This window comes from Streptomyces sp. SDT5-1 (assembly GCF_052245995.1).
Classification (GTDB): Bacteria; Actinomycetota; Actinomycetes; order Streptomycetales; family Streptomycetaceae; genus Streptomyces.
On the sequence record NZ_CM125963.1, the window covers coordinates 359,152 to 381,178 of the forward strand.

At 73.0% G+C, this 22,027-nt stretch carries 23 protein-coding genes; 8 read left to right on the plus strand and 15 right to left on the minus strand.

The window, feature by feature from the left end; all coding sequences use genetic code 11:
• Positions 1-270: 270 nt before the first annotated feature.
• Positions 271-3,036, minus strand: coding sequence for an ATP-binding protein (locus ACTWJ8_RS01660; protein ID WP_443262492.1), 2,766 nt, complete (start codon positions 3,034-3,036; stop codon positions 271-273).
• A gap of 105 nt (positions 3,037-3,141) precedes the next feature.
• On the opposite strand from ACTWJ8_RS01660, the gene ACTWJ8_RS01665 reads away from it, so the two are divergent.
• From ACTWJ8_RS01665 to ACTWJ8_RS01690, 6 genes are read left to right on the plus strand one after another with little or no spacing between them, the layout of a single operon-like run.
• A complete protein-coding gene (locus ACTWJ8_RS01665) occupies positions 3,142-4,365 on the plus strand; it encodes a GNAT family N-acetyltransferase (protein WP_443262493.1) in 1,224 nt (407 codons plus the stop codon).
• Positions 4,366-4,401: 36 nt separating this feature from the next.
• Entirely contained in the window at positions 4,402-5,430 is a 1,029-nt protein-coding gene (locus tag ACTWJ8_RS01670; RefSeq protein WP_443262494.1) for an aldo/keto reductase, read from the plus strand.
• A gap of 9 nt (positions 5,431-5,439) precedes the next feature.
• The gene (locus ACTWJ8_RS01675) at positions 5,440-5,850 is read left to right on the plus strand and encodes a VOC family protein (RefSeq protein WP_443262495.1); all 411 of its coding nucleotides are present in this window, start codon (positions 5,440-5,442) and stop codon (positions 5,848-5,850) included.
• Between the two features lie 10 nt (positions 5,851-5,860).
• Entirely contained in the window at positions 5,861-6,340 is a 480-nt protein-coding gene (locus ACTWJ8_RS01680) for a helix-turn-helix transcriptional regulator (protein ID WP_356381913.1), read from the plus strand.
• A gap of 19 nt (positions 6,341-6,359) precedes the next feature.
• Positions 6,360-7,016 carry a glyoxalase gene (locus ACTWJ8_RS01685; RefSeq protein ID WP_443262496.1) on the plus strand — a complete coding sequence of 219 codons (657 nt, stop codon included), beginning with the start codon at positions 6,360-6,362 and terminating at the stop codon, positions 7,014-7,016.
• 15 nt (positions 7,017-7,031) lie between these two features.
• Positions 7,032-7,496 carry an iron chaperone gene (locus ACTWJ8_RS01690; protein ID WP_443262497.1) on the plus strand — a complete coding sequence of 155 codons (465 nt, stop codon included), beginning with the start codon at positions 7,032-7,034 and terminating at the stop codon, positions 7,494-7,496.
• Here ACTWJ8_RS01690 and ACTWJ8_RS01695 read toward each other — a convergent pair.
• From ACTWJ8_RS01695 to ACTWJ8_RS01735, 9 genes are all read right to left on the minus strand, one after another.
• On the minus strand, positions 7,462-8,160 hold the full coding sequence (locus ACTWJ8_RS01695; protein WP_443262498.1) for an ABC transporter ATP-binding protein: 699 nt from the start codon (positions 8,158-8,160) through the stop codon (positions 7,462-7,464). The two genes, ACTWJ8_RS01690 and ACTWJ8_RS01695, sit on opposite strands and share 35 nt — an antisense overlap.
• Complete coding sequence (locus ACTWJ8_RS01700) at positions 8,153-9,070, minus strand: ABC transporter ATP-binding protein (protein WP_443264770.1); 918 nt, start codon at positions 9,068-9,070, stop codon at positions 8,153-8,155. Before ACTWJ8_RS01700 ends, ACTWJ8_RS01695 begins: the two co-directional genes overlap by 8 nt.
• 41 nt (positions 9,071-9,111) lie before the next feature.
• Complete coding sequence (locus ACTWJ8_RS01705) at positions 9,112-9,984, minus strand: ABC transporter permease (RefSeq protein WP_443262499.1); 873 nt, start codon at positions 9,982-9,984, stop codon at positions 9,112-9,114.
• Entirely contained in the window at positions 9,977-10,969 is a 993-nt protein-coding gene (locus ACTWJ8_RS01710; protein ID WP_443262500.1) for an ABC transporter permease, read from the minus strand. Before ACTWJ8_RS01710 ends, ACTWJ8_RS01705 begins: the two co-directional genes overlap by 8 nt.
• Positions 10,966-12,558, minus strand: a complete 1,593-nt coding sequence (locus ACTWJ8_RS01715) for an ABC transporter substrate-binding protein (protein WP_443262501.1) — start codon at positions 12,556-12,558, stop codon at positions 10,966-10,968. Before ACTWJ8_RS01715 ends, ACTWJ8_RS01710 begins: the two co-directional genes overlap by 4 nt.
• A gap of 103 nt (positions 12,559-12,661) precedes the next feature.
• Positions 12,662-13,774: an acyl-CoA dehydrogenase family protein gene (locus ACTWJ8_RS01720; RefSeq protein ID WP_443262502.1), complete on the minus strand. Its 1,113-nt coding sequence runs from the start codon at positions 13,772-13,774 to the stop codon at positions 12,662-12,664.
• Positions 13,771-14,955, minus strand: coding sequence for an acyl-CoA dehydrogenase family protein (locus ACTWJ8_RS01725; RefSeq protein ID WP_443262503.1), 1,185 nt, complete (start codon positions 14,953-14,955; stop codon positions 13,771-13,773). The genes ACTWJ8_RS01720 and ACTWJ8_RS01725 overlap by 4 nt, the downstream gene beginning before the upstream one ends.
• Positions 14,952-15,938, minus strand: coding sequence for an NADPH:quinone oxidoreductase family protein (locus ACTWJ8_RS01730; protein ID WP_443262504.1), 987 nt, complete (start codon positions 15,936-15,938; stop codon positions 14,952-14,954). Before ACTWJ8_RS01730 ends, ACTWJ8_RS01725 begins: the two co-directional genes overlap by 4 nt.
• An 88-nt stretch (positions 15,939-16,026) precedes the next feature.
• Complete coding sequence (locus ACTWJ8_RS01735) at positions 16,027-16,653, minus strand: helix-turn-helix domain-containing protein (RefSeq protein WP_356381887.1); 627 nt, start codon at positions 16,651-16,653, stop codon at positions 16,027-16,029.
• 96 nt (positions 16,654-16,749) lie between these two features.
• Between ACTWJ8_RS01735 and ACTWJ8_RS01740 the strand changes: the two genes are divergently transcribed.
• Positions 16,750-17,763, plus strand: a complete 1,014-nt coding sequence (locus ACTWJ8_RS01740; protein ID WP_443262505.1) for an NAD(P)/FAD-dependent oxidoreductase — start codon at positions 16,750-16,752, stop codon at positions 17,761-17,763.
• A gap of 35 nt (positions 17,764-17,798) precedes the next feature.
• Here the strand turns inward: ACTWJ8_RS01740 and ACTWJ8_RS01745 are convergent, their stop codons facing one another.
• Positions 17,799-18,011, minus strand: a complete 213-nt coding sequence (locus ACTWJ8_RS01745) for a helix-turn-helix domain-containing protein (protein WP_443262506.1) — start codon at positions 18,009-18,011, stop codon at positions 17,799-17,801.
• Complete coding sequence (locus tag ACTWJ8_RS01750; RefSeq protein ID WP_443262507.1) at positions 18,011-18,481, minus strand: DUF2975 domain-containing protein; 471 nt, start codon at positions 18,479-18,481, stop codon at positions 18,011-18,013. The genes ACTWJ8_RS01745 and ACTWJ8_RS01750 overlap by 1 nt, the downstream gene beginning before the upstream one ends.
• Positions 18,482-18,602: 121 nt before the next feature.
• Here ACTWJ8_RS01750 and ACTWJ8_RS01755 point away from each other — a divergent pair, with 121 nt between their 5' ends.
• Positions 18,603-19,517 carry an SDR family oxidoreductase gene (locus ACTWJ8_RS01755; RefSeq protein ID WP_356381874.1) on the plus strand — a complete coding sequence of 305 codons (915 nt, stop codon included), beginning with the start codon at positions 18,603-18,605 and terminating at the stop codon, positions 19,515-19,517.
• A 33-nt stretch (positions 19,518-19,550) separates the two neighbouring features.
• Here ACTWJ8_RS01755 and ACTWJ8_RS01760 read toward each other — a convergent pair whose 3' ends face one another.
• From ACTWJ8_RS01760 to ACTWJ8_RS01770, 3 genes are all read right to left on the minus strand, one after another.
• Entirely contained in the window at positions 19,551-19,982 is a 432-nt protein-coding gene (locus ACTWJ8_RS01760) for a PPOX class F420-dependent oxidoreductase (protein WP_443262508.1), read from the minus strand.
• 64 nt (positions 19,983-20,046) lie between these two features.
• Positions 20,047-20,886, minus strand: coding sequence for an enoyl-CoA hydratase/isomerase family protein (locus tag ACTWJ8_RS01765; RefSeq protein WP_443262509.1), 840 nt, complete (start codon positions 20,884-20,886; stop codon positions 20,047-20,049).
• 70 nt (positions 20,887-20,956) lie between these two features.
• The gene (locus ACTWJ8_RS01770; protein WP_443262510.1) at positions 20,957-21,961 is read right to left on the minus strand and encodes an SDR family NAD(P)-dependent oxidoreductase; all 1,005 of its coding nucleotides are present in this window, start codon (positions 21,959-21,961) and stop codon (positions 20,957-20,959) included.
• Positions 21,962-22,027 lie beyond the last annotated feature (66 nt).

Sequence of the window (22,027 nt, forward strand, 5' to 3'; positions counted from 1 at the left end):
GACTACCTGACGGCATCAGGGCACCGCGAGCCCCGCGCCGCCCGCGCGCAAGGTCCCAGCCAGTCCCTCACGGAGAGCGATCCCCGCAGCCCCGGCACGCGTCGCCACGCCGCACTCCGGGAGGATGCGGGAGACACGGACACGACGGCACGCACCCCGACCTGAACAGGTGCGGGGACTACCTGACGGCGTCAGGCCGCCGCGGGATCCGCGCCGCCCTCGTCCGGGGTCCCGGCCAGCCCCTCACGGACGGCGAATTAAGTGCGAGGATCACGGCGCCGCAGGCCCCGCGCCGCCCTCGTGCAAGGTCCCGGCCAATCCCTCGCGGAGAGCGATTCCCGCGGCCTCGGTGCGCGTCGCCGCGCCGAGCTTCGTGAGGATGTGGGAGACGTGGACGCCTGCCGTGCTCGGCGAGATGTGCAGGCGGGCGGCGATCCCGCGGTTGCTCAGCCCTTCCGTGATCAACCGGAGCACCTCGTGCTCCCGTTCGGTGAGCCCGTCCTGGGCGGGCCGCGGCCTCAGGAGCCTGACGATCTGCCGGGCGAGGGGTGCGGCGCCCAGGTCGTCGGCCAGCCGTGCTGCCTCCCCGAGACGATCCTTCGCGCTCGACCGGTCGCCCGCGGCCAGCGCGGCGCGTGCGCCGTGGAACAAGCTGAGCGCCAGCTCGTACGGCTGGCGCAAGCGGCGCCAGGAGGCGACCGCGTGCTCCCAGCCGTCGTCCTCGATCAGCGCGCGGAGCATGATCTGCCAGGCCCGGTCGAGCGCCCCCTCCACGCCGAGCGCGGCGTCGGTCGCGGCGAGTCGGTCCAGCCGGGCCGCGACCCGCTCCCGAAGTTCTCTGTCGGCGCGTGGAGACAGCCGGTCCCGCTGCGCCAAGGCACCGGCCACCAGGACCGGCCGGGCGTCGCTGGTGTGGATCCGGGTGAGCGCCGGGTCGGCCAGCGCCCGGTCCAGGAACGTGTCGGCCCTTTCGTAGGCGCCCTGTGCGGCGGCGAGCAGACACAGCAGTTGGTGGCGGGCGAACAGGCTTCCGGCGGCGGCGTGCTCGACGGCTTCCGCGGCTCGGGCCGCCGCCGTCAGGTCGCCGCGCAGCAACGCCAGCTGACCGGCGAGGACGCGCAGGCCGAGCCGTGACTGCGGCGGTGCGTCTCCTCGAAGGCTCTCCTCCAGTACGGCGCTCGCCTCGTCCCACCGTCCGGCCAGGATGAGGCCGCGCCCCGCGTAGCGCGCGAGCTCGGCGCCGCGGCTGCGGCTCATCCCGTACCGCCGGGCGAGGCGCATCCCCTCGTGTGCGGCCTCGACGGCGCGGTCGTGGTCGCCGGCTCGCGTGTGGAGGGTGGCCTCGTACATCGGCACCGTCAGGAACAAGTCGTTGCTGTCGAGCCGTTCGGCGAGCGCGCGGGCCTCCGCGAGCATGCCGAGGTCGCCCGCCATCGAGCCGACACCCAGCAGCCCCCGGACGGTGACCATCGCGTCGCCGGTGGCGCGGCCGATGGCGAGGGCCTCCTCGAACGACGCGCGGGCCAGGTCCGCCTCGGGCAGCAGGCCCATGGCGAGGACGCCGAGCAGCCGGCCCCGCTGTGTGCTGCCGGCGGGCAGCAGCTCCAGCGCGCGTTCCCAGTCGTCGGCGCCGCTGGTGTCGAGGCGGTGCCGCAGCCTTCCCCGGTGTTCGAGGAGCAGGGCGGCGCGCTCGGGATCGCTCCGCTCGTCCATCGCCGCGAGTCCCGCGTCGGCGTACTCGATGCCGTGCGCGTAGTCGCCGCTGAGCATGCACGCCTCGGCGGCGAGAGTCAGTACGTGGATCCGGTCGACGCCCAGCGGGACGTCCGGGTCCCACAGGTCGACGACCATGCCGAGCAGCCGTGCCTGTTCTGCGTACGCGTACGCCCGGCGGGCCCGGTCCGCGGCCTGCCAGGCGGCCGGCAGTGCGAGGGCGCGGTCCCCCGCGGCGCGGGCGTGCGCGGCGAGCTCCGCCGGGGAGCCGCCGTCGCGCAGGGCTCGGGCGTACCGGGCGTGCAGGCGTGCCCGCTCGCCCGGCAGCAGGTCCTCGTAGACCGCGTCCCGGATCAGGGCGTGGCGGAACGCGTAGCCGTCGTCGGCCGTGACCAGCAGGCTGCGGTCGACGATTTCGCGCAGCAGGTCGTCGAGGGCCGTCTCGTCCTGTTCCGCCACCTCGGCCAGCAGGGCGTGGGCGACCCGCTCGCCCGCCACGGAGGCGATGCGCAGCAGCTCACGGGCCGGGCTCCGCAGGGACCGGAGGCCGTCGAGGAGCAGGTCGCGGGCGTCGTCCGGGGTGTCGTCGCCCGCGCGGGCGAGCGCCTCGACGAACAGCGGGTTGCCGTCGCTGCGTTCGTGGACGCGGCCCACGGTGGCCGGGTCGGGGTCGGTGCCGAGGATGGCGGCGAGCTGGCGGCCCACGTCCCGTGCGCCGAGCGGGGCGAGCCGCAGGCGTGCGGTGCCCGGTCGGCGGGCGAGCTCCGACAGCAGTCCTCCGGCCTCCGTCGGCCGGTGGGTGAGGACGAGGAGCACGCCGGTCCTGGTCAGGTTCCTGGCCAGGAAGCCGAGGAGTTCGCAGGTGGCGGCGTCCGCCCAGTGCAGGTCCTCGACGGTGACGACCAGGGGGCGGTCGGCGGACACCCGCTCGATCAGCGTCAGCGCCTCCTCGTACAGCCGGTGCCTGCCGCCTTCGGCGTCGTCGTCGCTGTCGCCGAGTTCGGGGAACCAGCGGGCCAGCCGGCGGTAGGGGCCGGGCGTCACACCTTCGACCCGGAGGAGGGAGCGCAGCACCGTCAGGAGCGGCGCGTACGGCAGTGCGTCACGGCCCAGTTCCGCGCAGACGCCCCCGACCACCCGCACCTCCGGGCCGAGCGAGCGCGTGAACTCGGCGAGCAGCCGTGACTTGCCGATCCCCGCCTCTCCGGCCACCAACGCCACGGCCGGCCCCTGTTCGCAGGCGGCGTCCCAGGCCGCCGACAGCTCCGCCAACTCCTCGTTCCGGCCGACGAACACCGGACTGACCACACGCTGTGTCACCACCGCGCCAGCATATAAATCCGGCGCGCGAACGATCCGGCGCGTCGTCCGCGTAAATAGGGAGATCGCTCGATGTGCCGCGGGTGTTTACCCGGCCACGCTCGACGCATGACGACGACCTTCTCCCTGCGGACCATCGCCGCCCACGAGATCGACGCCTGGGCCCGCATGGTCACCACGACCTACGGACAGGACTGGCGGGACGGCGGCCTGCGCAACGCCGCCGTGTCCCTCGAACCCGAGCGCACGATCGCCGCCTGCGATGGCGGGGACATCATCGGCGGCGCGTCGGTCTACGGACGCGTCCTGACGGTCCCCGGCGGGGTCACGCCCGTCGCCGGTGTCACCCTGGTCGCGGTGCTGCCCACCCACAGGCGCCGCGGCGTCCTCACCGCGATGATGCGCAAGCAGCTCACCGACCTGCACGAATCGGGCGGCGAACCGGTCGCCGCGCTCAATGCGGCCGAGGCCACGATCTACGGCCGCTTCGGGTACGGACCCGCCAGCCAGGTGGCCGAAATGCGCGGGGACAAGAGGTCCATGTCCCTGCGCCCCGGAACCGATCTCGGCGACGGGTCGATCCGCCTGCTCGGCCGCGACGAGGCGCGCCCGCTCCTCGAGAAGGTCCACGAGTCGGTGCGCGCCACCGCCGTCGGGTGGGTCGACCGTACGGAGAAGTTCTGGGAGGCGCGCCTCGCCGAGACGGAGCAGGCCCGCGACGGCGGCACGGCGCTGCGCTTCGCCGTCCACCTGGAGCCCACGGGAGAGGCCACCGGCTACGCCCTCTACCGCTCGAAGGCGGATCTCGTGCGGGTCGTCGAGGTCGCGGCGGCGTCCCGGCAGGCGTACGCCGCCCTGTGGCGCTTCCTCGTCGACCTCGACGCCCACACCCACCTCGCGTACGACGGCGCCGTCGACGAACCGCTGAGGCATCTGCTGACCGACCCGCGCGCCGCCCGCACCACGGTGACCGACAACCTGTGGGTCCGCCTGGTGGACGTGGGCCGGGCGCTGACGGCGCGCCGCTACTCGGCACCGCTGGACCTGGTCCTGGAGGTCCAGGACGTGTTCTGCCCCTGGAACTCCGGACGCCACCGGCTCACGGCGAACGGCGACCAGGCCACGTGCGAGCCCACCCGGGACCCGGCAGACCTTCGGGTGAGCGCGGCGGAACTGGGCGCCGCGTACCTGGGCGGCACCACGCTGTCGGCGCTGGCCGATGCGGGGCGTGTCGAGGAGCTGCGGCCGGGCGCGCTCGCCGCCGCCTCGCGTGCCTTCCGCGGCGCGCGCGGGCCGTTCCATCCGTCGGGCGCGGCCTTCCCCGCGTTCTGAGGCAGTCCCCCACCACGACCGAAGGAGCAGCACGTCATGGACACACACCGGCTCGGACGCACGGACGTCGAGGTCACCCGCCTCACCTTCGGCGGCGGCCCGTTGGGCGGCCTGTTCGCACCGCTCGACGACGCCACCGCGGCCCAGGCGCTCGATGCCGCCTGGGAGGCCGGCATCCGCTCCTACGACACCTCACCGCACTACGGCATCGGCACTTCCGAGCGCCGCATCGGAGAACTGCTGCGCGGCAAGCCCCGCACCGCGTTCACCCTGTCGACGAAGGTCGGGCGGCTTCTCGTGCCGCAGGACCCGCGGGGGCGGCTGGACGCGTCCTTCGCGGTCCCCGCCACCCACCGCCGGGTCTGGGACTTCACCCGTGACGGCATCCGGCGCAGCGTCGAGGACTCCCTCACCCGGCTCGGCGTCGACCGGATCGACGTCCTCTATCTGCACGACGCCGAGCGGCACTTCGAGGACGCGCTGCGGCACGGCTACCCCGCCCTCGCCGAGCTTCGCGCCGAGGGCGTCGTCGGGGCGATCGGTGCGGGCATGTACGACACCGGCAAGCTCACCCGCCTGGTGCGGGAGGCCGATCCGGACGTGGTGATGCTCTCCGGCCGGCACACCCTGCTCGACCACAGCGCCCTGGACGAGCTGTTGCCTGCCTGCGCCGAGCGCGGGGTGTCGATGGTGGCCGCCTCCGTCTTCAACTCCGGCCTGCTGGCCACCGACCGGCCGGTCCCGGATGCGCGCTACGACTACGACGCGGCGCCTCCTGAGCTGGTGCGGCGCGTCCACCGCATCGCCGACGTCTGCGCGGCGCACGGGGTGACTGTTCCCCGCGCCGCGATGGCCTTCCCGCTGCTGCACCCCGCGGTCGCCGCAATCGCGGTCGGCATGCGCACCGCGCGGGAGGTGCGGCGGAACGTCGCCGCCTTCACCGCTCCCGTGCCGCCGGGCCTGTGGGCGGCGTTGTGCGGCGAGGGCCTTCTGGACGACCGAGTGCTGAAGCTCGTACCGGATTCCATCAGGAATCGAGAAGCGCGCCCCGATCCCCGCGCATAGCCTGCCGCCATGGACATCACCATTCATACGACCGCGCTGCCGCACGACGACCCGGACGCCTCGGTGGCCTTCTACCGCGATGTCCTCGGCTTCGAGGTCCGCAGTGACGTCGGGCAGGGCAAGATGCGGTGGATCACCGTCGGTCCGCCCGGGCAGCCGGGCACGTCGATCCTGCTCGCGCCGCCCGCCGCGGACCCGGGCATCACGGACGACGAGCGCCGCACGATCACCGAGATGATGGCGAAGGGGACGTACGGCTGGATCCTCCTCGCCACCCCCGACCTGGACGGCACGTTCGAGAAGGTGCAGGCCGGGGACACCGAGGTGGTGCAGGAGCCGACCGACCAGCCGTACGGGATCCGGGACTGCGCGCTGCGCGACCCGGCGGGGAACCTCGTCCGCATCCAGCAGCTGGGGTGAGGCGGGCGTCATGTGCACCCCTGAGTGGCGGCGGGCCCGCGTGCAGGCGCAGCGCCTCGACGATCTCGCGCGGCTGCGCCGGGTCCGTGACCGGATCGACCGCGAGTTCGCGCAGCCGCTGAACGTGGAGGCGCTCGCCCGTGACGCGCACATGTCCGCGGGGCACCTGAGCCGCCAGTTCCGTGCCGCCTACGGCGAGTCGCCGTACTCGTACCTGATGACGCGCCGTATCGAGCGGGCGACGGCGCTGCTGCGGCGCGGCGACCTCAGCGTCACCGACGTGTGCTTCGAGGTCGGGTGTTCGTCGCTCGGCACGTTCACCACGCGGTTCACCGAGCTCGTCGGCATGCCGCCGGGCGCCTTCAAGCGGCAGGCGGCGGACGAGCCCGCCGACTCGGGGGACCCGGCGGTCTCGGTCGAGGGCATGCCGGCGTGCGTGGCGAAGCAGGTGACGAGACCGGTCAGGAATCGAGAAGCCCCGGCGTCGTGAAGTCCCTAGCGTGAGGGGCATGGAAACCACCGCACACACCCAGGCCACCACGTCCCTCGCGTCCGTCACCCTCGAGGTCGACGACGTCGACGCCGCCCGCCGCTTCTACTCCGCGCTCGGCGTCGACGACCGCGTCCGGCTCACGCCCTCCGAGGCCCCCTCCTCCGGCTTCCGCGGCTTCACCCTCGCCCTCAGCGTGACGGGCCCGGCCACCGTCGACGGCTTCTTCGCCGCCGCCGTGGAGGCCGGCGCCGAGGTCCTGAAGCCGGCGACGAAGTCGCTGTGGGGCTACGGCGGCGTCGTACGGGCACCGGACGGAACCATCTGGCAGATCGTGACCTCCCAGAAGAAGCACACGGGCCCCGCCACCCGCGAGGTCGACGAGATCGTGCTGCTGCTCGGCGTCGAGGACGTGAAGGCGACCAAGCAGTTCTACGTGGACCAGGGCCTGCCCCTGGCGAAGGGCTTCGGCGGCAAGTACGCCGAGTTCGCCGCGGGCCGCCCCGGCGACGCGAAGCTCGCGCTGTACCGGCGTCGCGGCCTGGCCAAGCTGCTCGGCGTCCCCGTCGAGGGCTCCGGCTCCCACCGCATCGTCCTCGGCAGCACCCACGACGCCTTCACCGACCCGGACGGCTTCGTCTGGGAGCCCGCCGCGACCGAACCGACCGCCCTGTAGGAGAGGACCACCGCCATGGCAGGCACCAAGCCCAACGACGAGTCGTACGCGGGTTTCTCCGCCGAGGAGCGGGCCGCGATGAAGGAGCACGCCCGCGAGCAGAAGAAGACGGCCGCGCGGCGCGGGGCGTCGAAGGCGGAGAAGGCGGCGGCCGCAGAGCGGGACGTCGTCGAGAAGATCGCCGAGATGCCGGACGCGGACCGGGCCGTCGCGGAGCGGATCCACGCCCTCGTCAAGGCCCACGCCCCCGCGCTCGAACCCAAACTCTGGTACGGCATGCCCGCCTACGCCAGGGACGGCAAGGTCGTGTGCCACTTCCAGGCCGCGGAGAAGTTCAAGACGCGGTACCCGACGCTCGGCTTCAGCGACCAGGCGGCGCTCGACGAAGGCACGATGTGGCCGGTCGCGTTCGCAGTGAAGGAGCTGACGGCGGCCGACGAGGACGTCATCGCCGCGCTGCTGAAGAGGGCTGTCGGCTGAGGTCGCCCTCCCACTCCCCCACCAGCTCGGCCCACTCGACCGTCCGCCCGCACCACCGCTCGAGCAGCACGCGGTCGTGCCCCACGGCCAGCAGCCCGGCCCCGGTCTCCCGCCGGTACTCCTCCACCACACCCACCAGGGCCGCCGTGGTCGACGCGTCGAGCATGGCGGTCATCTCGTCGCAGATCAGCCAGCGGGGGCGCAGGGTGAGGGCGCGGGCGAGGCAGGCGCGCTGCAACTGGCCGTCGCTTACCTCGTGGGGGCGGCGGGCCAGGAGTTCGGCGGACAGGCCGACCGCGTCCGCCAACTCCCGTACGCGCGCGACGTGTTCACGGCGATTCGCCCGCAGTGGTTCGGCGATCAGCTCCGACAGGCGCAGTCGCGGGTCGGCGGAGAGGCGGGGCTGCTGGAAGACGACGCCGAACGCGGTGCGCTGGGCGCGCGGGGCGCGGTGCCGCCAGCCGCCGGCCGGTTCGCCGTCGATGACGACGCGTCCGGCGTCGGGGGTGTGCAGCAGCGCCGCGACGCGCGCCAACGTCGACTTCCCGCAGCCGCTGGGCCCGAGCAGTCCGACGCTCTCGCCGGGGCGCAGGGTCAGCGACACGTCACGGAAAACGGGGGCGCGGCGGTCGTAGCCCGCGGTGACGGAGCACAGTTCAAGCACGGGTCGCCTCCTGGTGGGCCGCTACGGGGTGGTGGCAGGCGGCGCCGTCCGTGAGCGCGGGCCGTGTCGCGCACAGCTCGTCGGCGTGTGCGCAGCGCGGCGCGAAGGCGCAGCCCTCCCCCAGGGCGCTCAGCTCGGGCGGCATGCCGGGAATGGGCGTGAAGGCGCGGTCGGGCAGGGCGTCGAGGAGTCCGCGCGCGTACGGGTGGCGGGGGCCCGGCTCACCGAAGAAGGCGTCGGTGTCGGCAAGTTCGACGATGCGGCTCGCGTACATGACGGCCACCCGGTCGGCGATCCGCTCGGCCGCCGCCAGGTCGTGCGTGATGAGGAGCAGCGCCCGTTCGCCGCCGATGTGGCGGCGCAGCTCGTCGACCGTGCGCTCGACGAGGTCGCGGTCGAGTCCGGTGGTGGGCTCGTCCGCGAGGAGCAGCGGGGCGTCGCCGACGAGGGCGAGGGCCGTCGCGGCGCGCTGGGCGAGTCCGCCGGAGAGTTCGTGCGGGTACCGGTCGAGGTGGTCGGCGGGGAAGGAGGCGCGCGCGGCGGCCTCCTCGACGGCCGCCGTCAGCTTCGGGCCCCGGCGCGGCGCACTCGTCAACTGCCGCAGTGTTTCCGCCAGTTGGGAGCGCACGGTCCGGACCGGCGTGAGGTGGGCGGCAGGGCTCTGCGGCACCAGGCCGATGCGGCGGCCGCGCACCTCTCGGGCGAGCGTGGCCTCGTCGGCCGCGAGGAGGTCGAGGTCGCCGACGCGGGCGGTGCCCGCCGTCTCCGCGTTCGCCGGGAGCAGTCCGAGGAGCGCGGAGGCGAGGACGGACTTTCCGCAGCCGCTCTCGCCGACGAGGGCCAGGCACTCCCCCGCCCGCAGCGCGAAGGAGGCGTCGCTGACGGCCCGTACGTACGCGCCGTCGCGCATCCGGAACCGTACGGACAGGCCCTCCACCGAAAGCACCGTGGTCACAGGGTCAGCTCCGATCGGCGGCGGGGGTTGAGGCGTTCGCGCCAGGCGCCGGCGAGTCCGGCGATCGCCAGGGTCGGCACGATGATGAACAGGCCCGGGAAGAGCGTCGGCCACCAGTCGCCCGCGAGGAGCGAGCCGCGGGCCGTCTGGACGAGCGTGCCGAGGCTGGCCTGGTGGGTGGGCAGGCCCAACCCGAGGAAGGACAGGGCGGATTCGTGCCAGATGGCGTGCGGCACCATGAGCACGGCGGCGAGCGCGGCCTGCGGCAGGACGCCCGGCAGGAGGTGTCGGGCCGTCACCCGCCACCGTGAGGCTCCGCCGGAGATCGCGGCGTCGACGTAGGGCCGCGAGCGCAGCGACAGCACCTCGGCGCGCACGATGCGGGCCGTGGACAGCCAGTGCGTCAGGCCCACCGAGATCACGACCGGCCAGACGCCCGGCCGGAACATCGCCACGATGAAGATGCCGAGCAGCAGGTGCGGCACGGAGGAGAAGGTGTCCACAACGCGCATCACACCCCGGTCCACCCAGCCGCCGAGCGCGCCCGCGAGCGCCCCGACGGCGGTGCCGATGACGGTCGCCACCACGGCCGCGACGACGCCGACGAGCAGCGAGACCCGCAGCCCGTACACGCAGCGCAGCAGCAGGTCGCGACCGACGTCGTCGGTGCCGAACGGGTGCGTCCAGGAGGGCGGTTCGAGCTTGGCCGCGAGGTCGACGGCCTGCTGGTCGAGGTGGGTGAGCGGCGGCACGATCAGCACGGCGAGGACGACGAGGCCCACGATCACCGCGGACGAGCGGACCCGCCAGGCGCGCGTGGAGCGGCGCCGTACGCCGCGAGTGCGCCATTGCACAGCTTGTTCAGCCATCGAAGCCCACCCTCGGATCGGCGATGCCGTACAGCAGGTCGGCGGCCCAGTTCCCGGCGAGCACGGCGAGCGTCGCGAGGACGGTGACGGCCGCGAGGAGCGGGAAGTCGACGGAGGTGGCGGCCTGCACGGTCGCGGCGGCGATGCCGGGCCAGCTGAACACGGTCTCCACGAGCAGCGCCCCGGTGATGAGTTCGGGCACGCGGGAGCCGATGAGCGTGAGCACGGGCAGCGTGCCGGAGCGCAGGGCGTGCCCGAACAGGACGGTGCGCGGGGCCAGACCGCGCGCCTTGGCGCCGCGCACGGGGTCCTCGTCGAGCGCGTCGCCGACGCCCTGGCGCACGTACAGGACGAACCACGGCAGCTGCGAGACCGCGAGCACGCCCGCGGGCAGCGCCAGATGGGACAGCACCTGTCCGGCGGTGACGGCCGTCGAGCCGGTGTCGGTGAGCCCTCCGACGGGGAGCACGCCGAGCTTCAGCGCGAACAGCCAGACGGCGAGAAGGCCCAGCCAGAACGGGGGCGCGGCCTCCAGCGTGTACGCGAGCGAGGTGATCGCCCGGTCGAGCCCGCGGCCCTGGCGGCGCGCGGCCAGCACGCCGAGGAGCGTGCCGAGGACGACCGCCAGGAGGAACGCGGTGGCGGCGAGGAGGACGGACCAGCCGAGGCGTTCGCCGATGACCTGGGCGACGGGCTGGCGCATGACGGCGGAGTCGCCGAGGTCGCCGGTGACGGCGCCGGTCAGCCAGTCCCACCAGCGGGTGACCAGGGGCTGGTCGACGCCGAGGTTGGCGCGGAGCTGGTCGAGGTTCTCCTGTGACGCGGTGAGCCCGGCGGTGCCCGCGTAGGCCTTGACCGGGTCGAAGGGGGACGCCGCGGCGATCGCGAAGACGCCGAAGGTGACGGCCGCGAGGACGGGCACGGCGAAGGCGATCCGCCGGCCCGTCAGGCGCGCCATCGGCCCCCAGGGGAGCCGCCTGCTCATGCCTTCCAGTCCTCCACGTTCCACCACGGCCCTGAGGCGAGCCCGTGGTCGTGCGGCTCGACCTGCGTGGTGAGGTCGCCGAACCGCTTGTCGACGACGTAGAGGTGGTCGATGTGGGTGAGGAAGGTGTAGCCGGGGTCCTTGGCGAGTTCGCGCTGGACGGTGTCGTAGGCGGCCTGCCGCTTCGCGCGGTCGTCGGTGCGGCGGGCGTCCTCCAGGGCGGCGTCGACCTTCTTGTTGTCGTAGTGCGCCATGTTGTTGAAGCCGTCGCCCGCGAGGGAGGACTTGAGCATCGTGTACTGGTCGAAGTCGGGGTCGGCGGGGGCGCCGCCGCCCGCGAGGACCGCGTCCTTCGGCATGCGCGGTTCGATGACCTCCCAGGTGCCGCTGTCGACCTTGACGTCGATGCCGAGCTTCTTGGCGTCGGAGGCGTAGGCGAGGGCGTGGTCCTGGCGGAGCTTGTCGCCGGTGAGGTACCAGAGCGGGAAGGCGGCGCGGACGCCGTCCTTCTCGCGGATGCCGTCCTTGCCGGGCTTCCAACCCGACTTGTCGAGCAGCTTCTTGGCCTTGGCGAGGTCGTGCGCGCGCTCGGTGCCCTTGGTGAACCAGGGGCTGTCGGTGGGCACGGGCCCGTAGGCGGCCTTGCCCGCGCCCTCCAGGATCTGGTCGACCATGGCCTTGCGGTCGACGCCGATGTCGAGGGCGCGGCGGATGTCGGTGTCTCCGGTCACCTTGTTGCCGGTGGGCAGGGTGACGACACGGTAGTCGAAGGTCTTCGCGGCGTACGTCTTCTTGTCGGCGTCAGCCTTGAAGGTCTTGGCGAGGTTGGGCGGCAGGATGGCGCCGTCGAGGTCGCCGGAGCGCAGCCGGGTGGCGCGCACGTCGTCGTCCTTGATGATCGCCATGGTGAAGTTCTTGATCTTCGGCGCGCCGCCCCAGTAGTCGGGGTTGGCCTTGAAGACGAGCTTCTCGCCCTTGGACCACTTCACCAGCTTGTAGGGGCCGGTGCCGATGGGCCTGGTGGTGAACTTCCCGTTGTTCACGTCCTGCTTGCCCGCGACGTGCTCGGGCGCGATGGGCAGGACGGTGCGCTCGGCGAACGGCGCGTAGGGGTACTTGAGGTGGAAGACGACGGTGTCGTCGCCCTTCGCCTCGACGTCGTCGACGGCGTCCAGCTCGGTCTTGGACGCGTTGTTCGTCTTCCTGTCGAGGATGGTCTCGTACGTGAAGACGACGTCCTTCGAGGTGAACGGCTTGCCGTCGCTGAACTTCACGCCGTCGCGCAGCGTGTACGTGTAGGTGCGGCCGTCGTCGCTCACCTTCGGGAGCTCGGCGGCGAGCGCGGGCTTGAGCTTCATGTCGGCGTCGTGGGTGAGCAGCCCGTCGAAGATCTTCGAGTTGCCGTCCTTGCCGTAGCCGAGGAGCGGGCTGAGGCTGTCGGGCTCGTAGGCGATGCCGACGACGGCGCTGTCCGTGCCGCCGCCCTTGGCGTCGTCGTTCGGCGCCGCGCAGGCAGCCGCGGTCACCGCCAGTGCGGTGACCGCGGCCCCTGATATCGCGATCCGTGCCGGCCTGGCCACGTCACCCACCCCTATTCAAGATCAGCAGTTGTTGCGAACGGGTCGCAATAATGCCATCCCGTCAAGGGGAGGTAAAACCCGGCTGTGAAGTTGTCGTCCGCGCGGGGCCCGCTCAGGGAGCCCGCAGGTCCACCAGTTCGGCCAGTTCCTCGCGGTGGCGGCCCGCCGTGCCGAGGGCGATGGAGTCCGCCTTGGCGCGCTTGAGGTAGAGGTGGATCGGGTGCTCCCACGTCATGCCGATGCCGCCGTGCAGCTGGAGCGCCTCCTCGGCCGCGTGCACCGCGACGGGCGCGGCGTACGCCTGGGCGACCGCCACCGCGACGTCCGCGTCCTCGCTGCCGGTGGCCAGCGCGTCGGCCGCGTTGCGGGCGGCGGCGCGGGTGTTGACCGTCTCCAGCCAGAGCTGGGCGAGGCGGTGCTTGAGCGCCTGGAAGGAGCCGACGGGCCGGTTGAACTGGTTGCGCTCCTTCGTGTAGCGCACGGTCTCCGTCAACAGCCAGTCGGCGAGCCCCAGTTGCTCGGACACGAGCAGCCCGGCACCGGCCCGCAGCGCGCGCCGCACGGGCGTCGCCGCGCTGTCGCTCAGCTGCCGTCCGGCGGCTCCCGCGAAGGTCACGACCGCGAGCGGGCGCGTCCGGTCGAGGGAGGTCTGCGGCTCGACGGTGACGCCGTCGGCGCCCGCGTCGACCGCGAACAGGCCGCTCGCGGTGGGCACGAGGAACACATCGGCCGCGCCCGCGTCGGCGACGCCGGTGACGCGGCCGGTCAGGTCCCCGCCCTCTTCCCGTACGTCCCGGAAGTCCTGCCCGGCCGTGGCCGCGAGCGGCACGGTGAGCACGCCGATGGAGCGGCCCGAGGCGAGGGCGGAGAGGACGCCGGCGGCCTCGTCGCCCGCGCAGGCGAGCAGCGCCTCCGTGGCGATGACGGCGCTCGTCAGGTACGGCACCGGGGCGACGGCGCGCCCCAACTCCTCCAGGACGACGGCCGCTTCGCGGTGCGAGGCGCCCTGGCCGCCGCGGCCCTCGGGGACGAGGAGCCCGGCGAGGCCCATGGTCTCGGCGAGGTTCTTCCACAGTGCGCGGTCGTGCGGCTCGTCCGTCTCGACGCGGGCGAGGACCTCGGTGGCGTCGCAGTGGTCGGTGAGCAGGTCGCGGACGGCGGAGCGGAGCGCTTCCTCCTCCTCGGAGTAGAGGAGGTCGGGCTCGCTGGTGGGGGTGGTGGTCATCGGGCCAGGTCCTTCCAGGCGACGTCCTTGTCGGTGCGCGGCTCGGACGGCAGGCCCAGGACGCGCTCGGCGACGATGTTCAGCAGGATCTCGCTCGTCCCGCCCTCGATGCTGTTGCCCTTGGCGCGCAGGTACCGGTATCCGGCCTCGCGGCCCGCGAAGTCCACGATCTCGGGGCGGCGCAGGGTCCAGTCGTCGTACAACAGGCCCTCCTCGCCGAGGAGTTCGACCTCCAGGCCGCTGATCTCCTGGTTGAGGCGGGCGAAGCCGAGCTTCATGCCCGCGCCCTCGGGGCCCGGGTGTCCGGCGACGAGCTGCTGGCGCAGGCGCTCGGACGTGAGGCGGGCGACCTCGGACTCGACCCACAGCTTCACGAGGCGCTGGTGCAGGTCGTGGGTGCGCAGCTCGGGGCGCTCGCGCCAGGTCTTGGCGACGAGGCCCACGAGTCCGCCCTCGCGCGGCACGCGCATGCCGCCGATGGAGACGCGCTCGTTGTTGAGGGTGGTCTGGGCGACCCGCCACCCGTCGCCGACCTCGCCGAGCCGGTGGGAGTCGGGGATCCGGACGTCGGAGAGGAACACCTCGTTGAACTCGGCCTCACCCGTGATCTGGCGCAGCGGGCGGACCTCGACGCCGGGGTCGGTCATGTCGCACACGAAGTACGTCATGCCCTTGTGCTTGGGCACGTCCGGGTCGGTGCGGGTGACGAGGATCGCGAAGCGTGCGTTGTGGGCGTTGGACGTCCACACCTTCTGGCCGTTGACGACCCAGGTGTCGCCGTCGCGGACGGCGCGGGTGCCGAGCGCGGCGAGGTCGGATCCGGCGCCGGGCTCGCTGAAGAGCTGGCACCAGATCTCCTCGCCGACCCACAGCGGCTTGAGGAAGCGCCGCTTCTGCTCGTCGGTGCCGTAGCGGAGGATGGTGGGGGCGGCCATGCCGAGGCCGATGCCGTTGCGCCGGGGGTTGTTGTCCGGGGCGCCTGCGGCGTCCAGTTCGGCGTCGACGACGGCCTGGAGTGCGCGGGGCGCGTCGAGGCCGCCGAGGCCCTCCGGGTAGTGCACCCAGGCGAGTCCGGCGTCGAAGCGGGCGCTGAGGAAGTCCTCGCGCGATGTGGTGGCGGGCGGGTGCGCGGCCAGGAACTCCTGGGTCTTGGCGCGCAGTTGCGCGGCGTCGAGCGTCATGCGGCGGCTCCTTCCGTACGGGCGTCGAGACCCGGCACGACCACGACGCGGCCCGTCGTGACGCCGTCGGCGACGCGCTGCACGGCGGACGCGGCGCCGCTGAGGTCGACGCGCTCGCTGACCAGCGGCTTGATGGCGCCGCTCGCGGCGAGTTCGGTGAGCTTCTGGTGGCAGTGCGGGATGAGCTTCGGGTTCTTGGTGGCGTACAGGCCCCAGTGCAGCCCGAGGATCGAGTAGTTCTTGACCAGCGCATGGTTGAGCGCGGCGGTCGGGATGGCGCCGGAGGCGAAGCCGACGATGACGATGCGCCCCTCGAAGGCGACGACCTTCGTGGACTGCCGGTACGCGTCGCCACCCACCGGGTCGTAGATGACGTCGGCGCCGCGGCCTCCGGTGGCCTCCTTCACGGCGGCGATGACGTCCTCGGAGCGGCGGTCGACGACGACGTCGCAGCCGAGTTCGGCCGCGACCTTCGCCTTTTCGGGGCCGCCGACGACGCCGATGACGCGGGCGCCCGCGGCCTTGCCGAGCTGCACTGCGGCGCTGCCGACACCGCCGGCGGCGGCGTGCACGAGCAGCGTCTCGCCGGACTGGAGGTGGGCGCGCTGGTGCAGGCCGAACCAGCCGGTCTGGTAGCCGATGTGCATCGCCGCGACCTCGGCGTCGTCCAGGGACTCCGGGGCGGGCAGCAGGGTGCGCTCGTCGGCGACGGTGTACTCGGCGAAGCCGCCGAGCGGCAGGGCGGGCGTGGCGATGACGCGGCGGCCGTCCTCGGTCTCGCCGCAGATCTCCACGCCGGGCGTGAACGGCAGCGGCGGCGTGACCTGGTACTGCCCCTTGCAGAGCAGCGCGTCCGGGAAGTTGATGTTGGCGGCGCGCACCTTGAGCAGAACCTGCCCCTCGCCGGGCACGGGGCGCTCGACCTCTTCGAGGCGCATCACCTCGCTCGGCTCGCCGTTCTCGTGCACTTGCCATGCCTGCATGCGGGGCCTCCACGGGACTGCTTCGTCAAACCGGGTTCGGCCGCATACTAAGCGGTCGCTTGCCGATCTGTGAATGCCCCGACGGAGGTCACTGCTCCTTCTTGCGGGCGGGCCTGGCCCGTACGTGCATGCGCTCGCCCTGCGGACCGAACAGCACGAGGAACTCGGCGGGGCCCTCCCCCGTGGACCCGAACCAGTGCGGGACGCGCGTGTCGAACTCGACGACCTCGCCCGGCTCGAGCACGAAGTCGTGCTCCCCCAGGACGAGCCGGAGCTTGCCGGAGAGCATGTACATCCACTCGTAGCCCTCGTGCGTCTTCTGGTCGGGCTCGATGCGGCGCTGCGGCTCGATCACCTTGTACGCCTGGAGGCCGCCGGGCTTCCGGGTGAGCGGGATCATCGTCCGCCCGCCCCGCACGATGGGCTTCGCCTGCACACGCGGGTCGTCGACCGGCGGCGCGCCGACCAGTTCGTCCAGCGGCACCTTGTGCGCGCGGGCGATCGGCAGCAGCAGCTCCAGACTGGGCCTGCGCAGCCCGGACTCCAGGCGGGAGAGCGTGCTCACGGAGATGCCGGTGGTCTCGGAGAGCCCCGCCAGGGTGGCGCCGCGCTCCTTGCGCAGGGCGCGAAGGCGGGGCCCGACTCCGGACAGGACGGCATCCATGCTCGCGTCCGCGGGCTCGTGTTCCTCGGGTCCATGACCGTGCCTACTCATGAATCCATTGCAGTTTCGGCAAGCTTGTTTGTCAATCCCGCGAGAGCGGGTGCACCTTCGAAGCACGTCGCATTCACGAGCTACGAGGTGGTCACCATGGAGACGCAGATCAAGCGGAACGCGTACGAGGTCGTGGTCGTCGGCGGCGGGACGGCGGGCCTGACGGCCGCGCTGATCCTGGGCCGCTCGCGCCGCTCGGTCCTCGTGGTGGACGCGGGCGAGCCGCGCAACGCGCCGGCCGCGCACATGCACGGATTCCCTTCGCGGGACGGCATGCCGCCCGCCGAGTTCCTCGCGGAGGTGCGGCGGGAGGTCACGGGGTACGGCGTGGAGCTGGTGCGGGACCGGGTCACGGCGGCCGAGCCCGACGGGGACGGCGAGTTCGAGGTGACGCTGGAGGGCGGCGGCCGGGTGCACGCACGGCGGCTGATCGTCGCGACCGGCCTGGTCGACGAGCTGCCCGACATCCCGGGGATCGCCGAGCGCTGGGGCGCCGACGTGATCCACTGCCCGTTCTGCCACGGCTACGAGTTCCGCGACCAGCCGGTCGGCGTGCTGTACCGCAAGGCGGCCGGCATCCACCAGGCCGTCCTCTTCAGCGCCCTGTCATCCGACGTCACGCTATTCCTGGACGGTACCGACGAGGACGAGCTCCCGGACGAGCACTGGCAGACGCTCGCCGTGGCCGGGGTCGCCGTGGTGAGCGGCAAGGTCGACGGCATCGAGGTCACGGACGACCGCCTCACCGGTGTCCACCTGGAGGGCGGCCGCGTGTTCCCGCGCTCGGTCCTGGTGGTCCCGCCGGTGATGTCACCGCGCGACACGCTCCTGACCTCGCTCGGCGCCCGTACGAAGGACACCCCGGCCGGCCCGTTCGTCGACGTCGACCCGACGGGCCAGACCTCCGTCCCTGGCATCTGGGCGGTCGGCAACGCGACCGGCCCCGCGGAACAGGTCGTCAACGCGGCGAGCGCCGGATACCGCGCGGGCGTCGCCCTCCACGCCCAGCTCCTCCAGTCGGACCTCGACCGCGAGGCGGAGCGCCGACGCGCCGGGGTGTTCTCGCCGGAGGGGGAACGGGCGGTGGCGCGGGCGCGCGCCGCCGTGTGAGGCGCCGGCCTGACGCGCTCCGGACGCGGGGCGTGTCAGGCGCCGTCCGCTTCCCACCGCAGCAGGTCCCCCGGCTGGCAGTCCAGGGCCTCGCACAGGGCCTCGAGGGTGGTGAAGCGCACGGCCTTGGCGCGGCCGTTCTTGAGGACCGCGAGGTTGGCGGGGGTGATGCCGACGCGGTCGGCCAGGTCGCCCACGGACATCTTGCGGCGGGCGAGCATCACGTCGATGTCGACGACGATCGGCATCAGATCACCTCGTCCAGCTCGGCCCGCAGCTGTGTCGCCTGGGCGAGCAGCATGCGCAGGACGAGGACGATGAGGGCGACGCCGAGGATGGCCAGGCCGATGCCGCCCATGATGAGCGTGACGCCGGGGTCGTCGCGCTGGCTGGGGGCGTTGACGGCCGTCACCGTGAACCAAAGGAGGGCGACGGCGACGACGGCGCCGATGACCCCGTTCACGTAGCGGAAGGCGGCGTGCGAGAAGACGGTGCCGCGGCGGACCATTCCCACGAGTCGGCCCACGCAGACCAGGGCGACCTGCGCCGCCACCATGCCCAGGACGGTGATCACGCGGAATGCCGTCAGGGGCCGGGACCCGTCCTCCGGGTCGCCCCCGCTGATCAGCAGCCACACCATCGACACCTGCACGAACACCGTGCCGACGAACACCACCGCCAGCACGACGCGCAGCGCGCGCACGGTCCAGTTCCCCATGGCTCCACCCCACCTTGAATCGAATGACGATTGGAATCTATCGAAATTCGATAGGTGCGGCAAATATCGGTCGTGCTCTGGGCATGGCAGGTTGGGCGCCGAGGGGGTATCCATGGCGGCCATGACGTCCGCATCCGCCGCTCCGCGCGGCCTTCCCGACCCTCCCCCGCTCGGCGCGTCCGCGCTGCCTCCTGCGACGTACGAGGGTCGGCTCGTGCTGGTGACCGGGGGCGGTACGGGGCTCGGGCGGGCCATGGCCGCGGAGTTCGCGCGGCTCGGTGCCGACGTGATGATCGTGAGCCGGAAGGCGGAGCATCTGGAGCCCGCGCGCGAGGAGTTGCGGGCGGTCGAGGGCGCGGGGCAGGTGACGGCGGCGACCTGCGACATCCGGGACGCCGCGCGGATCACCGAGGTGTTCGACGCGGCGGTCGCCGCGCACGGCCGGATCCCCGACGTCCTGGTGAACAACGCCGCCGCCAACTTCCCTTCCCCGGCCGAGGAGTTGTCGCCGAACGGCTGGCGCGCGGTCGTCGACATCACCCTGAACGGCACGTACTTCATGACCCGCGAGTTCGGCCGCCGCCACCTGGCGGCGGGCACACCGGGCTCGGTGATCGCCGTCGGCGCGTCGTACGCATGGACGGGCGGGCCCGGCTACGCGCACAGCTCGGCGGCGAAGGCGGGCGTGAAGAACCTGGTGGAGACGCTGGCCGTCGAGTGGGGTCCCTATGGGATCCAGGTGAACGGGCTCGTGCCGGGGCTCATGCCGCACGACGACATGACGGCCGACATCCGCGACAACCTCGACCGGGCCGAGGCGGACGGTCCGGGCCCAGCCGACCGGCAGCCCGCGCTGAGAGTGGGCGCGCCAAGGGAGTTGGGCTGGGCGGCGACGTTCCTCGCCTCGCCCTACGCCCGTTTCGTCAGCGGCCACACCCTCGTGGTGGACGGCGCGAACTGGCAGCGCCGCGAGCTGGTCAACGCGCCGGTGACGCCGGTGCGGGAGCAGCTCGGTCGCGGCCCGTTCGCGCCGTGATGCACAGGAGCGCCGTGACGCGCGGGGCCGCCGTCAGCCGAGCCGCTGCCCGTACACGTGGTCGACGGCCATGACCATCAGGACCCGCCGGTCGGACACCATCACGGACCGGTACTCGTCCCAGTCGGGGTGTTCGCCCGCGGCCTTGCGGTAGTAGTCGACGAGCGCCTCGACCTCGGGGCTCTTCGGGTCGTCGCCCGGCCCGACGAGGGTGACGGTGCCTTCGGCGGTGGCCCAGGCCCGGCCGTCGGAGCGGGTCACCTCCAGCGCGGCGCGCGGGTCGCGGCGCAGATTGGCGGTCTTGGCGCGGCCCTCGGTCATCGACACGTACAGCGTCTCGGTGGCGGCGTCGTAGTACGGCTGGACCGGCGAGAGCTGCGGGCGGCCGTCGGCCTTGAGGGTGGCGAGCACGCCGAGCCTGCTCTCGGCGAGGAGGGCGCGCGGGTCGAAGGGTGCGGTGGTCATGGTCACCTTTCGTGCGGGGGACGCTGCGGCGCCGGCGCGGTCCGCCGACACCCTTGGGAACATCTCACGCGCCCCGGTATTCCGGCGGTCTGCGGCGCGCCTTCGCCGTGTATCCCTCGGCGACGTCCTCGGAGGTGAGCGTCAGCGCGGCGCTCATGGCGACCTTGTCGAGCGCGGCGTCGAGGCCGGCGTCGGCGTACGCGTCGATGTCGCGCTTGACGGACTGCACGGCGAGCGGGGCGTTGGCGGCGATCTCCTCGGCCAGCTCGCGCGCGGCGCGCTCCAACTCGTCGCCGGGCACGACCTGTTGCAGCAGCTTCAGCCGGTACGCGGTCTCCGCGTCGATGCGTCGTCCGGTGAGCGCGAGGTACTTCGCCCATCCGGCCCCCGCCTCGCGCGCGATCCGCAGATCGCCACCGGCGTCGACGGCGACCCCCAACTGCGCCTCGGGCAGCGCGAACACGGCGTCGTCGGCCGCGATCCGCACGTCGGCCATGAGCGCGAGCTCGAACCCGAAGCCCAGGCAGTACCCCTGCACGGCCGCGACAACGGGCTGCGGGAGCCGGGCGAAGGCGGCGAACCGCTCGTGCACCCACCGAATGCCCTCGTAGTACGCCCGGTGCCGCGCGGCCCCGCTCTCCCCCTCGATGTTCCCGCCGGGCGCGGTCACGTCGATCCCGGCGCAGAACGCCCGCCCCTCGGCGCGCAGCAGCACGACCCGGATCCGCTCGTCGAACCGGATGCGGTCGGCCATCACCCCGAGCTGCCGACTGGACTCCCAGCTCCAGGCGTTGAGCTTGCCGGGCCGACACAGCGTCAGGACGCCGACCCCGCCCTCCTCGACGTCGAGCCGCAGACGCCGCTCGTCCCCCTCGGGGATGCGATGGTCGGTCGTGTCGATCATCCGCGCAGGGTAGCGGCGGCGGCCCGCGACCTGAAGACATGCGACAGGCCCGTACGAGGCCGGTTCCGGCTCAGGCGGCGACGAGGTCCGCCGACACGTCCCAGAGGCGGTCGGCGAGTTCGGGGTCGAGGGCCCATTCCTTGACGCCGTGCGGGTGTTCGGCGAGGTCGGCGTCGTTCGGCACGGTGTACGCCTCCTGCCCGTCGTCGAGATAGTGGCCTCCGGTGCGGGCGAACTCGGGTGCGACGGCCGCGACGAGCGTGGTCGCGGCGCCCTGCTCGGCCGTCTTGTACGTGAACACTCCGGCGGCCTCCGCCGCGTCGAGGGACGCCTTCTGACGGGGTGTGAAGTTCCGCTGGAGTCCGGTGGCGACGCCGCCGGGGTTCACCGTGTTGGCGACGATGCCGTCGGACGCCCAGCGGTGGGTCGCGGCCACGGCGAAGAGGGAGTTGGCGGTCTTCGACTGGGCGTAGGCGAGCTGTGGGTCGTAGGGGCGACGGTCGAAGTGGAGGTCGTCGAAGTCGACTCCGGCGCGCATGTGGGCCGTGGAGCTGACCGCGACGATCCTCGCCCCGTCGCGCTCGGCCGCTCCCCCGGCCAGCGCCTCGCGCAGCCCGGAGGCGAGGGCGAAGTGCCCGAGGTGGTTCGTCGCGAACTGCAACTCCCAGCCTTCGGGCGTGCGTTCAAGACCGCCGGTGACGAGCCCGGCGTTGTTGATCAGCAGGTGCAGCGGGCGCCCGCCCCACGTCTCGACGAAGCGCGCGACGGAGGCCCGGTCGGCGAGGTCGAGCGGAAGGACGCGGGGCCGGGCCCGGCCTGTGGATGCGGCCATCCTCTCGGCGGCGGCCTCACCCGCTTCGACGTTCCGCACGGCGAGGACCGTCTCCGCTCCGGCGGCGGTCAGGGCGCGGGCGGTCTCGAGGCCGAGCCCGGACGACGCGCCCGTCACGATCGCGCGGACGCCGCTGAGGTCGATGCCGCGCAGCACGTCGTCCGTGGTGCTGGAGGCGGTGAAAGGAGTGGTGATGAGTTTGGTGATGGGCGTGGTGATGGGGTCGCGAGGTGCCGGAACCATGCCGCGACTATACGAGCGCCTCTCCGACGCTCGGGGTAGACACTGTCTATCCCGGCGTAGTAGACA

Excerpts from the sequence above, each read along its gene's own strand:
- ACTWJ8_RS01755 (WP_356381874.1), top strand. The coding sequence starts at position 18,603 with ATGACGTCCGCATCCGCCGCTCCGCGCGGCCTTCCCGACCCTCCCCCG.
- ACTWJ8_RS01725 (WP_443262503.1), bottom strand. The coding sequence starts at position 14,955 with ATGACGCTCGACGCCGCGCAACTGCGCGCCAAGACCCAGGAGTTCCTG.
- ACTWJ8_RS01740 (WP_443262505.1), top strand. The coding sequence starts at position 16,750 with ATGGAGACGCAGATCAAGCGGAACGCGTACGAGGTCGTGGTCGTCGGC.
- ACTWJ8_RS01685 (WP_443262496.1), top strand. The coding sequence starts at position 6,360 with ATGGAAACCACCGCACACACCCAGGCCACCACGTCCCTCGCGTCCGTC.
- ACTWJ8_RS01690 (WP_443262497.1), top strand. The coding sequence starts at position 7,032 with ATGGCAGGCACCAAGCCCAACGACGAGTCGTACGCGGGTTTCTCCGCC.
- ACTWJ8_RS01760 (WP_443262508.1), bottom strand. The coding sequence starts at position 19,982 with ATGACCACCGCACCCTTCGACCCGCGCGCCCTCCTCGCCGAGAGCAGG.
- ACTWJ8_RS01730 (WP_443262504.1), bottom strand. The coding sequence starts at position 15,938 with ATGCAGGCATGGCAAGTGCACGAGAACGGCGAGCCGAGCGAGGTGATG.
- ACTWJ8_RS01710 (WP_443262500.1), bottom strand. The coding sequence starts at position 10,969 with ATGAGCAGGCGGCTCCCCTGGGGGCCGATGGCGCGCCTGACGGGCCGG.
- ACTWJ8_RS01770 (WP_443262510.1), bottom strand. The coding sequence starts at position 21,961 with ATGGTTCCGGCACCTCGCGACCCCATCACCACGCCCATCACCAAACTC.
- ACTWJ8_RS01675 (WP_443262495.1), top strand. The coding sequence starts at position 5,440 with ATGGACATCACCATTCATACGACCGCGCTGCCGCACGACGACCCGGAC.
- ACTWJ8_RS01765 (WP_443262509.1), bottom strand. The coding sequence starts at position 20,886 with ATGATCGACACGACCGACCATCGCATCCCCGAGGGGGACGAGCGGCGT.
- ACTWJ8_RS01750 (WP_443262507.1), bottom strand. The coding sequence starts at position 18,481 with ATGGGGAACTGGACCGTGCGCGCGCTGCGCGTCGTGCTGGCGGTGGTG.
- ACTWJ8_RS01705 (WP_443262499.1), bottom strand. The coding sequence starts at position 9,984 with ATGGCTGAACAAGCTGTGCAATGGCGCACTCGCGGCGTACGGCGCCGC.
- ACTWJ8_RS01735 (WP_356381887.1), bottom strand. The coding sequence starts at position 16,653 with ATGAGTAGGCACGGTCATGGACCCGAGGAACACGAGCCCGCGGACGCG.
- ACTWJ8_RS01665 (WP_443262493.1), top strand. The coding sequence starts at position 3,142 with ATGACGACGACCTTCTCCCTGCGGACCATCGCCGCCCACGAGATCGAC.
- ACTWJ8_RS01680 (WP_356381913.1), top strand. The coding sequence starts at position 5,861 with ATGTGCACCCCTGAGTGGCGGCGGGCCCGCGTGCAGGCGCAGCGCCTC.
- ACTWJ8_RS01720 (WP_443262502.1), bottom strand. The coding sequence starts at position 13,774 with ATGACCACCACCCCCACCAGCGAGCCCGACCTCCTCTACTCCGAGGAG.
- ACTWJ8_RS01700 (WP_443264770.1), bottom strand. The coding sequence starts at position 9,070 with ATGCGCGACGGCGCGTACGTACGGGCCGTCAGCGACGCCTCCTTCGCG.
- ACTWJ8_RS01670 (WP_443262494.1), top strand. The coding sequence starts at position 4,402 with ATGGACACACACCGGCTCGGACGCACGGACGTCGAGGTCACCCGCCTC.
- ACTWJ8_RS01745 (WP_443262506.1), bottom strand. The coding sequence starts at position 18,011 with ATGCCGATCGTCGTCGACATCGACGTGATGCTCGCCCGCCGCAAGATG.